Here is a 13,899-nt window from a genome sequence, read left to right as displayed (position 1 = left end):
TGGTCGTGCACGGATCGGCCGCACCGGAATTCCTCCGGTGCGGCCGATCCGTGCACGGTGGCGCGCGGGTGCCTCTCCGTCTCCGGGGCCGTCTTCCCGCGCGGGGGCCGTTTCCTACGCCGGTGGTGTGAGCGCCGCCGTCGGTGTCAGCGCGAGGAGCAGACAGGCCGGGGCGGCCGGCAGCTCGACGGTCAGCTCCGCGCGCTCCGCCCGCCAGCGCGCCCTGCCGGACGAGGCCAGGGGGTGCAGGATCTCCACCCGCGCCTCGACACCCGCGAGATGCGGTACGGACAGGATGCGCGCGGCCTCCGCGTCCCGGCGCCAGAGCGACAGATAGGTCGTACCGCCGGCCGCCTCCACGGACCCGTCGCCGGGCCGCAGCCCCAGCGCGATCCAGGCGTCGGTCCACTGCGGCAGCCCCAGCGGCCAGAAGGGCACGGCGGAGGGCAGATCGCCCCGCAGCCGTTTGTACGTGGCCACCGCCTGCTGGACCAGGGCGAGTTGGTCCGGCGTCATATGGTCCAGGTGGCCGGAGAGATGGATCCGGCCCAGCAGCGCGCTCCCGAGGGTGAAGGTGATCTCCTCGGGGGTGAACCCCGGCTGCGGGTAGGCCCAGACCGCGCCCTGCTCCGGTGGCACCGCAGTGGGCGCCGAGGCCGCGATCGGCGGGTAGTACAGGGGGTCCTGCTGATCGCTGGTGGACTGGAGCTGGGCGACGGCCAGAGAGGCGCCGTCCATCCGCATGCCGCCGGACGCGCAGTTCTCGACCACCAGACCGGGGAAGCGGTCCAGCACCGCGTTCAGCCATGCCAGATAGGCGCGGGTGTGGCCGAGCAGACCGCCGCCGGGCGAGGTGTCCCCGTCGCCCTGGGTGCCCGGCGCCACGCTGATGTTGTAGTCGAGCTTGAGATACCCGACGCCCCAGTCGCCGGCGATCCGGTCGATGGTCGCGTCGAGATGCGCGCGGGCCGCCGGATGGCGCAGATCGAGCTGATGACGGCCGTGTTCGGTGATCCGGACCCCGTCGCGCCGGAAGAACGCCTCCGGAGGCAGGGCCTTGGCGACCGGGCTCCGTACCCCCACCACCTCGGGCTCCAGCCAGAGCCCCGGCACCATGCCGCGCGAGCGGATGTGGTCCAGCACCGCCCGGATCCCGCCGCCCGGGAAGCGGCGCTCCGAGGGCTGCCACTCGCCGACGCTGTCCCACCAGCCGTTCGCGTGGTCGTCGTACCAGCCGGAGTCGATGCAGAAGTACTCCGCGCCCGCCTCGGCGGCTGCGTCGACGAGCGGCAGCAGACGCTCGGTCGTCGGGTCGCCCATCAGGGTGTTCATGTAGTCGTTGAAGACCACCGGCAGCGCGGTGTGATCCGGGTGCGGGCGGCGGACGGCACGGCGGTACGCGGTGAGCTGGCCGAGGGCGTCCTCGAAGTCCGAGCCCACCGCGATCGTCGCGCCGACCGTGGTGAACTCCTCGCCGGGCGCCAGCCGTTCACGCCACTGGTGCTCGGCGTCGGTGGGCCCGTTCAGCGCGAGATACGCCGCGCCGGCCCGCTCACCGGTGTCCCAGCGCCACCCCGCCGCCGACTCGATCTGCCAGAGCAGCGAGTGCCCGGTGGTGCGGTCGGTCAGCCCGCCCATCGGCAGATGGCCGTCGCTGGGCCAGCTCCCGCGCCCGGCGAGGACGAGCGCGGCCCGGCTGTCGTGCTCGTGGGCCTCGTGGTTGAGCCCGGCGACCGTCTCGCGCAGCGGAGCCTGGTACCAACGGCACTCCGCCAGCCAGTCGTTGCGCGCGCGGTGCACGTCGAGTACGTCAGGGGAGGGCAGCCCGCCCAGGAGCAGGCTGCTGACGGACTGCACGACGAGTGGCTCCGCGCCCTCGTTGACGAGCCGCACCTCACCGCGGAGCACGGCCACCCCGTCCGGCGAGGAGAACCGCACCTCCGCGGTCAACCCGCCGAGCGGATCGTGCAGTTCGAGGGTGAGCCGGTGCCAGCCGCCCGCCCGCACGGAGCGATGCGCACGGTACCGCAGCCGCGAGCCGAGCGCGCCGTCCAGGAAGCGCTGCCCCGACCAGCCGCTGCCGTGGCCCAGCGCGGTCACCTCGACGAGCGGCAGCAGCGCCGGGGTGCCCGCCGGGGCGGCGGTGGTCCCGCCGGGGCGGACCGGCCCGGTCATCCTCAGCGTGCCGTCGGCGGCGGTGGCGAAATCCGCCCGGAGCGCCGCGTGCCCCCAACTGAACGTCTCCCGCGTGCCGTTCGGCTGACCGGTCAATGTGTCCCCTCCCGATCCGCCGCAGTCGGCGGTGTGCGTCCGGTACGTGAATCCTTCGTTACGGTCTCTTGACGCGTCCTGTGTGACCGGTCACAATCCTGGCATGAATGTGACCGGTCACACAAGGAAGACGGCCAAGGCGGGCGCGAAGGCGGGCCCGAGCATCCGGGATGTCGCCGCCGCCGCGGACGTCTCGTACCAGACCGTCTCCCGTGTGATCAACGGTCATCCGAGCGTCAGACAGTCCACCCGCGAACGGGTCCTCGCCACCATCGACGAACTGGGATTCCGGCGCAGCGCCACCGCGCTCGCGCTGGCCAGCGGCCGGTCCAGGTCGGTCACCGTGCTCACCGCGAACACCACGCACCACGGCTACGCGGCGATCCTCCAGGGCATCGAGGAGGCGGCGCGCGGCGCCTCGTACGCCATGGGGATCCGGGTACTGGAGTCGGCCGACGAGAGCGCCGTACGGGCCGAGGTCCAGCGCGCCGCCGACACGGGCGGCGGGCTGATCGTGATCGCGTACGACCCGGCCGGGGTGGCGGCGCTGGCCGCCGTCCCCGCCGGGCTGCCGTTCGTCGGCGTGGTCGAGACCCCCGCGAGCCCGCCCGCCGACGGACTGCCCTGGGTGTGGACCGACGACCGGCGGGCGGCCCACGAGGCCACCCGCCATCTGCTGGGGCTCGGCCACCGGACCGTGCACTACGTGGCGATCCCCTCCAGCACCCGGCGCACCGCGCCCCGGACGGCGGGATGGCGGGCCGCGCTGCGCGAGGCGGGGGCGGCCCAGCCGCGGTGGATCAAGGGCGGCTGGGGGCCGGCCGACGGGTACGCGGCGGGGCGGAAGCTGGCCGCGGACCCGGCCGTCACCGCGATCCTCTGCGGCAACGACGATCTCGCGCTCGGTGTGATCCGGGCGCTGCACGAGGCGGGCCGGGCGATCCCCGGCGAGGTGAGCGTGGCCGGTTTCGACGACGCGCCGGGCTCCGCGTACCTCACCCCGTCGCTCACCTCCGTACGACTGGACTTCACCGGCCTGGGGCGGGCCGCCTTCGGGCTGCTGCACGGGGTGGTCGAGCAGTCGGAACCGGTGGCGCCGCGCCCGCTCTCCGTACCGGAGCTGGTGGTGCGGGAGAGTTCGGGCCCGCCACCGCCACCACCACCCGGGAGCCGTGACACGACCCGGGGGCGATGACACCACCCCGGGCCGGAGCCCCGCACCGGGCCTACCGCCGTAACGCCACGCCGGACCCACCGCCGCAACCCCACCGCCGGAGCCACCCACCGGAAGCCACCGCCGGAGCGCGTCCTCCCCATGTCCCCCTACGCAGTGAGGCAGAGACCCCGATGAAGAGAGTTCTCCCAGCCCTCGTCCTGATATGCGTGACCGCCCTCACCGCCACCGCGTGCAGCGACCCCACGGCCGGGGACGGCGGCAGCGGCGCGGACTCCGGCTCCGGCGTCCCGGTCGACCCGACGGCCAGGCTCGACGGCGTCAAGCTGACGATGTGGACGGCGCAGAACACCGTCAACGCGCCCCGGCAGGTCATCGACGCCTTCGAGAAGGCCACCGGCGCCACGGTCGACACCCAGGCCATCCCCGACCTGTACGAGCAGAACGTACCGACCAAGCTCGCCTCGGGCGACAAGCCGGACCTGATGTTCTGGCAGCCGTCCGTCTCCACGCTCCCCTTTCTCCAGCCCCGGCAGAACCTCCTCACACTCGACAAGGAGCCGTGGGCCGACAAGCTCGGTGACACGGAGAGGTCCCTCGGTGTCATCGACGGCAAGCGGTACGCCGCGATCGTCACCAGCCCCGCCATGCTCGGCGTCTACTACAACAAGGACGTCTTCCGGAAGGCGGGCATCGCCGAGGACCGGTTCCCCCGGAGCTACGGGGAACTGCTGAAGCTCGGCCACACGGTCAAGGACCGCACCGACGCCGCCGCGTTCTACGAGTCCGGTGGCGACAAGTGGCCCCTTCAGTGGCAGATGCAGCTCCAGCTCACCGACCTCGACCGGCAGTGGTGGGACGGGCTCAACACCAACAAGGAGAAGTGGACGGACCCGGTCGTCGTCAAGGCCGTCACCACGTACAAGGACCAACTCCTCGGCGCGGGGCTCGCGCAGAAGAACTACCGTACCGGCACCTTCACCGGCTCCGCCGACGCGCTCTGGAACGGCGACGCGGGCATGGTCCTCAACGTCACCTCCTTCCAGACACAGTTGCAGGCGAAGCACACCACCGAGGAGATCGACCGGAGGATCGGCTGGTTCCCGGTCTCGAACTCGGACGCGGCCGGACTCTACTCGCCCGACCAGACGAACGGTGTCGTCGCCTTCAGGACCGGCGACGAGAAACGGCAGAACGCCGCCCGCCAGTTCCTCGCCTTCTGGCTCGGCCCGGACTACGCGGACTACATCAAGGCGATGAAGATCCCTTCCGTCCAGCCCGCCGTGGACAGCCCCGCCGGACTGCCCGGAACCTCGCTGGCCCAGCTCAAGGCGCTGCCGACGGCGCACGGTGTGTTCCAGGCCAAGGCCGTCGTCGCCCCGGACACCCACCTCTACCTCGCCGACATGATCTACGGCAAGAAGACCCCGGAGCAGGTCACACAGGCCATCCAGGACCAGTTCGCCCAGGTGGCCAAGGCCCAGGGCGCACCCGGATTCTGACGCGAACCGTCCATCCGGCCGGTTCGCGGAACACCTCACCACTCACACCTCACCACTCAGCACCACAGCACTAGAACACCTCATCGCTGAACACGTCAGAACGAGGGATGCCAGCCGTGGCGCAGACAGCCATACGCTCACGCAAGGCGGCGCCGCCCGCCCGCGGGGAGAGGAAACCGGTGGGAAGGCTGCCCCGTGCGGCCGTGCACCACCCCTGGTGGTTCGCGCTGCCGGCGGTCGTGCTCTTCGTCGGCTTCTTCCTGGTGCCGAACCTGCTCAACTTCTACTACCCGTTCACCAATTGGTCCTCGTACCACTCCGACATCGCCTTCACCGGGCTCGACAACTTCGCGACGATCGCCGAAGACGGCTCCCTGCTCAGGGCCATCAGGACCACCCTGGTCTACGCGGCCCTGGCCGCCCTCTTCCAGAACGGTTTCGGGCTCGGCCTGGCCCTGCTGCTGGAGCGGGACTCCCGCTTCAACCGGTTCTTCCGCGCCGTGTTCTTCCTGCCCGTACTGATCTCCGCGCTCGCCGTCGGCTATGTCTTCCAGGCCCTGCTCGAACAGGACGGCGCGGTCAACTCGCTCCTCGGTACGGACATTCCCTGGCTCGGCTCCACCACCTGGACGCTCGTCCTGGTCTCCGTCATCCACGGCTGGAAGTGGATGGGCCTGTCCATGCTGATCTATCTCGCCGGCCTCAAAGGCATCCCCGGCGACATGCTGGAGGCCGCCAGGGTCGACGGGGCAGGGCCCTGGCGCACCTTCCGCTCCGTGCGGTGGCCGATGCTGGCGCCCGCCCTCACCTTCAATGTGACGACCGCGCTCATCGGCTCGATGAACACCTTCGACATCGTCCAGGCCACCACCGGCGGCGGCCCCGCCGCCTCCACCGAGGTCTTCAACATCTACATGTTCCGGATCTTCGGACAAGGTCTGTACGCCCAGGCCTCCGCGATGAGCCTCGTCCTCTTCCTGATCGTCGTCGCCATCGCGATCCCCCTCGTCATCGGGCTGCGCCGAAGGGAGCAGATGCTGTGACCACCGTCCACGCCCTCCGTACGGCCGGCCGCGCACCCGCCCCCGGCCGGGAGTCCCGCGCCTGGCGCCTCGGACGCCCCGTCCTGGTGGTGCTGCTCGCCGCCGTCGCCGTCGGCGTGCCCCTGTGGCTGGTCCTCGTCACCTCGGCCAAGCCGCAGGGCGAGGCGGTCCGCCCCAACCTCGATCCGCCGCGCCAGTGGCAGCCAGCCGACAACTACGCCGATGCCGTCAGCCAGGGCGAGATGGTGCGCGGTTTCGTCAACTCCCTGCTGGTGGTGGTGCCTTCGGTGGCGCTGGTGCTGATCCTCGGCGCGGGCGCCGCCTGGGTCTTCGCGCGCCGCTCCTCCCGGCTGGTCTCGGCGGCGTACGCGCTGACCATCAGCGGTCTGCTGCTGCCGCCCGCCGTGATCACCATCGTGATGGAGCTGCGGCAGCTCGGACTGGCCGGCACCCGACCCGGGATGATCGCCGTCTACACCGGGATGTATCTGTCCACCTCGATCTTCTTCATGACCGGGTTCATCCGCACCATCCCCTACGAGCTGGAGGAAGCGGCCCGGATGGACGGCGCCAAGCCGCCGCGTGTCTTCCTGAGCCTCATCCTGCCGCTGCTGCGGCCGGTCATCGCCACCGCGACGATCATGGTGATGCTCTACGCCTGGAGCGACATCTTCTACGCCTTCTTCGTTCTGGGCGGCTCCGACGCGGCGACCCTGCCCATCAACCTGTACCAGGTCGCCGGAGCCCAGCTCTATCTCAACAACTGGCATCTCGTCTTCGCCTATGTGGTGGTGATGAGCCTGCCGATGGTCGCCCTCTTCCTGGTGGCCCAGCGCGGGATCGTGTCCGGAATCACCAGTGGAGCCGTCAAGTAACCCCGAACAAGCGGAGGTTCAGTGAGTACGACCCGTACGTTCCGTAGCACCCGTACACCGGGCAGAACCCGGCACCGAGTGTCCACCGCCGTCGGAGCCACCTTGCTGGGAGCAGCGTTGACCGCAGGATTCCTGCCCGCCGCCCAGGCGGCCGACCACCCCCGTACGGTGGCGGCCCAGCGCCTCACCGTCGATCTCGCCGCCTCCGAGGGCAAGGTCATGCTCGGCGCGAACGGCGCGCTCTACGGGCTGGGCGACGACGGGGTACCGAGCGACGCGGCCCTGGCGCCGCTGAAGCTCACCAGCGTCTCGCAGAAGCCGCAGGGCGGGGCGCAGCACCCCAACGGGGACGCCCTCTCCGTCTCGAAGTCGTTCCTGCGCAACGGCGGCGGGGACGTTCTCGTCCTGATGCAGGACATGTACGCCAAGTGGCCCTACGAGGACCTGGGCATCGGCGACTACCTCACCAAGGTCGACCGGATCGCCGCGGACATCGCCGCCGCCCCGGACAGCGAGCACTTCGTCTACGTACCGTTCAACGAGCCCGACCAGATCTGGTACAACCTGGGCGTCGCCGACCAGGCGGCGTACGAGGTCAACCGCGACCGCTTCCTCAAGGACTGGAAGACGGTGTACCAGCGCATCCGCGCGGTCGACCCGGACGCCCGGATCGCCGGGCCCAACGAATCCTCGTACCACACACGGCTGTTGACCGACTTCCTCACCTTCGCGAAGAGGGAGAACGTCCTGCCGGACATCACCACCTGGCATGAGCTGGGCCCGTCCTCCCTGCGGGACTTCCAGGCCCACCATGACAACTACCGCTCCATCGAGAAGAGCCTCGGCATCGGTCCGCTGCCCGTCAACATCGACGAGTACGCCAATCGCCGCGATCTCTCCGTACCGGGGCAACTGGTCCAGTGGGTCTCGATGTTCGAGCGGAACAAGGTCTTCGCCAACCAGGCGTACTGGGACGCCGCCGGCAACCTCAGCGGCAATGTCGTCCACACCAACATCCCCAACGGCGGCTGGTGGTTCTTCCGCTGGTACGCGGGGATGACCGGCCGGACGGTGAAGGTCACCCCGCCATCGGCGAACACCGTGGACACCCTCCAGGGCCTGGCCTCCCTCGACACCTCGCGCCGGCAGGCGCAGGTCCTGCTCGGCGGGTCGGCGGGCGACGCGGACGTGGCCGTGCGCAACGTCGACCCGAAGGTCTTCGGCACCTCCGTCACCGCGACCGTCGCCGAGGCCGCCTGGTCCGGCTACGAGGGGCGGCACGCCACCCCGCGCGTGCTCTCCCGGACGAAGCTGTCCGTGGCCGCCGACGGCACCGTGACCGTACCGCTCACCGGCCTGGACCGGATGTCCGCCTACCGGATCCTGCTCACCCCGGCGGGTTCCGGCACGCCCGCCACCGCCGCCGTACCGTGGTCCGCGTCGTACGAGGCGGAGGACGCCCGGATCACCGGCGGTCAGGTCTACACCCAAGGCACCGTCGCCAACGCCAACGGGTACGCGGCCTCCGGCACCAAGGACGTCGGCTCGCTCAACACCGACGCCAGCAAGGTCGACTTCACCGTCGACGTCCCGGCCGACGGCACGTACGACCTGTCGGTCCTGTACGGCAACGAGTCCGGCGCCCCGGCCACCCAGACGCTCTCCGTCGACGGCGGGGCGGCGCGCACCGTCGGCTACCCCTCCACCCAGAACTGGCTCTACCGGGGGAAGCAGGACGTGACGGTGGAGCTGACCGCCGGGCGGCACACCCTCACCCTGGCCAAGGGAGCCGGTGAGGTCACCCTGGACCGGATCGACCTGATGGCGCACACCACGCCCGCGACCGCGTACGAGGCCACCTTCGCCGACATCTCCGGCAGTGTGTCGTACGACTACCGTGACGCGACCGGCACCGGTACGGGCGCGCTCGTCCTGGGCTACGGGGGCAGGGCCGTGCTCGACGTGTACGCGCCGCGCGACGGCTACTACACCGTGACCTCGCGCGCCTCCGCGCCCGTACAGCTCGCGCTGCACGGGGAGAGTGTCACCGCGGCGCCGGACCAGGCGCTGAAGCTGTACCTCGTGGCGGGCAACAACCGGGTCACCGCCACGGGCCGGGCGGCGCTGCGCTCCCTCGACGTGTCGGGCACGGGCACCTCCGCCGGTTCCGTCGCCTACGAGGGTGATCGGGCCACGCTGGCGGGCGGTGCGCGCCTCGTCGACAACGCCCACGCGTCCGCCGGTACGTACATCGGCCGGCTGGGCAACAGCGCGGCCAGCACCGCCGGATTCACCGTCACCGCGCCGCGCGCCGGACAGTACGTCCTGGTGCTCTCCTACAGCCACAACGACCGCCGGGACAACGGCCACGCCTACAACACCGACATCATGTCCCGCACCGCGGACATCACCGTCGGCGGTGCGACCCGGAAGGTGACCTTCAAGAACACCTGGAGCTGGGACGACTTCTGGACCCTCGGGGTCCCGGTCACCCTGAAGCAGGGCGCCAACACCCTCACGATCGGCAACGCTTCCGCGTGGGCGCCGAACATCGACCGGATCGAACTCGCCCCCGTCCGGGGCTGATCCGACCGACCCGCACCACGACCGAGGACCGGCCCCCTGGGGGGCCGGTCCTCGGCTGCTCTCCGCGTGGCACTAGCTCAGGCCGGTGACCTTCCAGCGCTGGTTCGTACCGGAGTTGGGCGTCCAGACCGAGACCCGGGAGCCGTCCGCCGTCGCCTGGCCCGGGACTTCGAGGAGCTTGCCGCTCTCCGCGCCGACCAGGGTGCGGGTGCCGTCACCGGTGGTGGACAGGATCCACTGTGCGGCCGCCTTCGCCCGGCCCCGGTCCGGTTCCAGCACCGCCGCGCCGTCCCGTACGGCCAGCCGCAGCTTCCGCTCCGCGTTGCGCACCACGTAGCGGTCCCGGTTGCCGGTGCCGTTCGACACCTTCTCGATCCGCCACCGCTGGCCGGTGTCGGCCGTGTCGGTGGTGCGGATGACGGTGCCGGCGGCGTCGTCCGAGACGTCGAGCGACTTGCCGCTGCCCACGCCCGTCAGGGTGTAGGACCGCCCCCGCTGGAGCTCCGCGGCGTCCTTCGCGACCCCGGAGACCCCCTTGACCAGCAGACTGGTCACCGACTGCGCCGGCACGGTGACGGTCGCGCCGCCGCCCTTCACGGGCACCGGAGTCCCCTTGACGAGGGCGCCGCCCGCGTCCGTGACCACCGGTGTGACCGTCGCGTCCCGGGAGATCCGGCCGAAGCCGGAGAGGTCCACGGTCACGGCGCGCGGCGCCGTCGTGTCATTGACGTGGACGACGGTGGCATCCCGCCCCGACGCGGAGACGGCCGCCGCGCTCGCGGTGTCGTCCGTCTTCACCAGCCTGTCGCCCGGCTTGATGAAGTGGGTGAAGTTCCGGGCCGTGTCGAACTTGGTGTTGGTCCTGACCGGGCAGGTCTCCAGGGTGTCCTTCGCGGTGCAGCTGAACGGCACCTGGATGGAGCCCCAGTTGCCGCCCTTCGCGGATTCCCCGCCCGGCTTCATGTTGTCGTAGTCCTCCACCGGCTGCCAGAACAGCCAGGCGGTGGGCTCCAGTTCCCGCAGGTCGTCCACCACGTGCTTGGCGAGCCCGAGGCCCGGCTTCATGCTGGTGAAGTCCTGGCCGTCGCCCCAGTCGCCGTCGACCTCGCTCATCCACAGCGGCTTGTCGGCCGCCTTGGCGATGTCCCGGGCGGTGGTCCTGCCGCCGGTGCCGTACGTGTGCACGTTGAGCTGGGAGACCAGGTCCCGTACGTCCTGCGGGTAGGACTCCCAGTTGCGGGCGAACGTGGTCGGGTTGGTCTCGTCCATCGCCGAGATCACCGCGTCGGTCCTGGACTTGTCCAGCTTGGCCGCGAGCGCCCTGATGACCTGCTGCTGACGCTCGGGGCCGACGTGGGCGCCCTCCTGCCGGCCGCCGATCGGCTCGCCGTCCGGGCCCAAAGTGGTGCCCCAGTAGGAGGTGTTGGGCTCGTTGAACGGGTCGATGGTGTCGACCTTGATCCGGCTGGACTTCTCCAGCCGCTCCACGGCGCCCGTCAGATACGCCGCGAAGTCGTCCACCGAGCCGGGCTTGAGCTGGTCCTGGCCGGCCTGGAAGTTGCCGGAGACATAGCCGCTCTCGGTCATGAACCACGGCGGGGAGTTGGAGAACGCCTCCCAGTGGGTGATGTCCTTGGCGATCCGGTCCACCCACCAGCGCTGGGTGGCGTCGGCCTGGGGGTTCCAGTCGGCCGGGTCGTCCGCCGACCACCAGGTGGTGTCCTCGCGGGTGGTGCCCTCCGGCGCCTTCCACCAGCCCTGCACCGCGCCGCCCGCGCGCAGATAGTCCTTCACGTCGGGGGCGTTGCCGCCGCCGATGTTGTAGCGGGCGATGTTCAGCGCGAGACCGTCGTCGCCGAAGACCAGCTTGGCGAGCTTCTCGCGGATCGCCGGGGGATAGCCGCCGGTCGCGTTGGCGAACCAGACGAGGCTGGTGCCCCAGCCCTCGAACTTCTGTCCCTGGTACGAGGGGTCCGGCCGTACGGTGACGGCGGAGCCCGGCTCGGCCGCGGCGGCGGCCGGCAGCGGTCCGCCGGCCAGCACACCGCCGGTGGCCAGGACGACGGCCAGGGCCGCCGGCAGATACCGGATGGTACGTGGTCGCTTCATCGTGGGGTCTTCCCTTGTCCTCGTCGCGTCATCGGGGGAGAACTGCGCACGTGCCTGTCGAAGGTGGTCGCGGTCGTACGTCCCTTCTCTGCGGAGGAAGCCCTCAGCGGCGCACCACCGCGACGCCGCGCGGGCCGAGAACGAGGGGCCGCCCGGCGGAGCGCTGGTCCGCCCCGGCCGTCAGCGCGAGCAGGGTCCCGTCCACACCGGGCAGTTCGACGGGCTCGTCGGTGCGGTTGACCAGGAACCAGTAGTCGGTGGTGCCGTGGCCGCGCACCACCAGCTCGACCCGGCCGCGGGCCGCCTCCGGCAGGTCGCCGCTCACCCCGGCGCCGTCGAGCAGCCGGGCGAGCACGCCCCGTACCCCCTCGGCGCCGAGCCGGGTGGAGACGTACGCGGCGGACCCCCGGCCCACCGCCCGCCGGGTGATCGCGGGGCGGCCCGCCTGGTCACCGGAGGTGTACGAGGCCAGCACCTCCACCGCGTCGTCGGTGAGGGTGACCGGGTCCGTCCACAGCGTCCCGGTGGAACCGTCGTCCAGGGTGACGCTGCGGCCCTCGGGCAGCGGTGCGAACTCCTCGATCCTGATGCCCAGCAGATCGCGCAGCGCACCCGGGTAACCGCCCAGCCACGCATGGTCGTTCTCGTCCACCACACCGGAGAAGTAGGTGGTGACGAGATGGCCGCCGTTCTCGACGAAGCTGTTCAGCTCCTTGGCCAGCGGGCGCGGGACCACATGCAGCACCGGCGCCACCACCAGGTCGTAGCCGCCGAGTTCGGCCCCGGTGTGGACGATGTCGGCCCGTACGCCGAGGGCCAGGAACGCCGAGTACCAGTCGAGCGCCTCCTGCCGGTAGCGCAGCAGGGAGGACGGGTGGGAGTCCTGCTCGGCGGCCCACCACGACTCCCAGTCGAAGAGGATCGCCGCCCGCGCGGGGCGCCGGGTGGACCCGGCGACCTCGGAGAGCTCGCCCAGCAGTGCGCCCAGCCGGGTCACCGAGCGGAACACCTCGCTGTCGGCGCCGGCGTGCGGCACCATCGCCGAGTGGTACTTCTCGGCGCCCGCCGCGGACTGCCGCCACTGGAAGTAGCAGACGGCGTCGGCGCCGTGCGCCACATGGAGCAGCGAGTCCCGCGCCAACTCCCCTGCGCGTTTGGCCAGGTTGACCGGCTGCCAGTTGACGGCGCTGGTGGAGTGCTCCATCAGGAACCATGGCCGGCCGCCCGCGATCGAGCCGGTGAGGTTCGCGGAGAACGACAGCTCGTCCAGGCCCTGCGGCCCCGGATGGACGTAGTGGTCGTTGGAGACGAAGTCCACCTCGCGCGCCCAGTCGGCGTAGTGCATGCCCTTGGTCTCGCCCATCACCATGAAGTTGGTGGTGACCGGTATCTCGGGGGTGAGCCGGTACAGCACATCGCGCTCGGCGCGCAGATGCTCCTTGAGGGCGTCCGAGGAGAAGCGCTTGAAGTCGAGCTGCTGGGTCGGGTTGGGGTGCGAGGCGGCCAGCCGGGGCGGCAGGATCTGTTCCCACTCCGTGTAGCGCTGGGACCAGAAGTCGGTGCCCCAGGCGTGGTTGAGCGCTTCGACCGTGCCGTAGCGGGCGGCCAGCCAGGTACGGAAGGCGCGGGCCGCGTCGTCGGAGAAGTCGTAGACGTTGTGGCAGCCCAGCTCGTTGGAGACGTGCCAGGCGACGAGCGCCGGGTGGGAGCCGTACCGCTCGGCCATCTTCGTGGCGAGCTTCAGCGCGTACGTGCGGAACACCGGGGAGGTGGGCCGCCAGTGCTGGCGGGCGCCCGGCCACACCGTCTCGCCGTGCGGCCCCACCGGAAGGATCTCGGGGTGCAGGGTGGTCAGCCACGGGGGCGGGGAGGCGGTGGCCGTGGCCAGGTCGACGGATACGCCGCCCGCGTGCAGGAGATCCATGATCTCGTCCAGCCAGCCGAAGTCCCAGACGTCCGGGGCGGGTTGGATACGGGCCCAGGAGAAGATGGCGAGGGAGACGATGTTCACCCCGGCCTCGCGCATCAGCCGGATGTCCTCGGGCCACACCTCGCGCGGCCACTGCTCCGGGTTGTAGTCGGCGCCGTAGGCGAACCCCGGTGCGGGGGCGTCGTGCGGCCTGCGCAGCCAGCGGGGCGACGGGGCGCGGGTCATCTTGCTCCTCGGGAAGATCGTGCCGGGTCCGCGCGGTCCGGGTGGAGCGCGGGCACCGGGCGGTGGGGGGGGGGGGGGGGCCCGCCCCCCCCCCCCCCCCCCCCCCCCCCCCCCGGGGGGGGGGGGGGGCCCCCCCCCGGCGGGCGCGGGCACCGGCGCGGGCTGGGCCCCCGCGGCGGCGGCG

8 protein-coding genes are annotated in these 13,899 nt (G+C 71.4%); 5 read left to right on the top strand and 3 right to left on the bottom strand.

The features are described from left to right. Positions 1–114 precede the first annotated feature (114 nt). On the bottom strand, positions 115–2,271 hold the full coding sequence (locus tag ACIQ7D_RS13910; RefSeq protein WP_403937119.1) for a glycoside hydrolase family 36 protein: 2,157 nt from the start codon (positions 2,269–2,271) through the stop codon (positions 115–117). A gap of 103 nt (positions 2,272–2,374) precedes the next feature. Between ACIQ7D_RS13910 and ACIQ7D_RS13905 the strand changes: the two genes are divergently transcribed. The 5 genes from ACIQ7D_RS13905 (at position 2,375) to ACIQ7D_RS13885 (ending at position 9,451) form a co-directional block, all read left to right on the top strand. Beyond that, positions 2,375–3,466 carry a LacI family DNA-binding transcriptional regulator gene (locus ACIQ7D_RS13905; protein WP_403937117.1) on the top strand — a complete coding sequence of 364 codons (1,092 nt, stop codon included), beginning with the start codon at positions 2,375–2,377 and terminating at the stop codon, positions 3,464–3,466. 152 nt (positions 3,467–3,618) lie between these two features. Then, the gene (locus ACIQ7D_RS13900; protein WP_403937115.1) at positions 3,619–4,947 is read left to right on the top strand and encodes an ABC transporter substrate-binding protein; all 1,329 of its coding nucleotides are present in this window, start codon (positions 3,619–3,621) and stop codon (positions 4,945–4,947) included. A 116-nt stretch (positions 4,948–5,063) separates the two neighbouring features. Continuing rightward, positions 5,064–5,990, top strand: a complete 927-nt coding sequence (locus tag ACIQ7D_RS13895; RefSeq protein WP_403937113.1) for a carbohydrate ABC transporter permease — start codon at positions 5,064–5,066, stop codon at positions 5,988–5,990. Beyond that, entirely contained in the window at positions 5,987–6,865 is an 879-nt protein-coding gene (locus ACIQ7D_RS13890; RefSeq protein WP_403937111.1) for a carbohydrate ABC transporter permease, read from the top strand. The genes ACIQ7D_RS13895 and ACIQ7D_RS13890 overlap by 4 nt, the downstream gene beginning before the upstream one ends. A 219-nt stretch (positions 6,866–7,084) precedes the next feature. After that, positions 7,085–9,451, top strand: a complete 2,367-nt coding sequence (locus ACIQ7D_RS13885) for a CBM35 domain-containing protein (protein ID WP_403937470.1) — start codon at positions 7,085–7,087, stop codon at positions 9,449–9,451. A 72-nt stretch (positions 9,452–9,523) separates the two neighbouring features. Here ACIQ7D_RS13885 and ACIQ7D_RS13880 read toward each other — a convergent pair whose 3' ends face one another. Together ACIQ7D_RS13880 and ACIQ7D_RS13875 are read right to left on the bottom strand one after the other, a co-directional pair. Next, entirely contained in the window at positions 9,524–11,560 is a 2,037-nt protein-coding gene (locus ACIQ7D_RS13880) for a glycoside hydrolase (RefSeq protein WP_403937108.1), read from the bottom strand. A gap of 103 nt (positions 11,561–11,663) precedes the next feature. Beyond that, entirely contained in the window at positions 11,664–13,715 is a 2,052-nt protein-coding gene (locus ACIQ7D_RS13875) for a beta-galactosidase (RefSeq protein ID WP_403937107.1), read from the bottom strand. Between the last annotated feature and the right edge of the window lie 184 nt (positions 13,716–13,899).

This window comes from Streptomyces sp. NPDC096310 (genome assembly GCF_044763125.1).
Taxonomy (GTDB): Bacteria; Actinomycetota; Actinomycetes; order Streptomycetales; family Streptomycetaceae; genus Streptomyces.
This window is presented reverse-complemented; position numbering and strand designations above follow the sequence as displayed.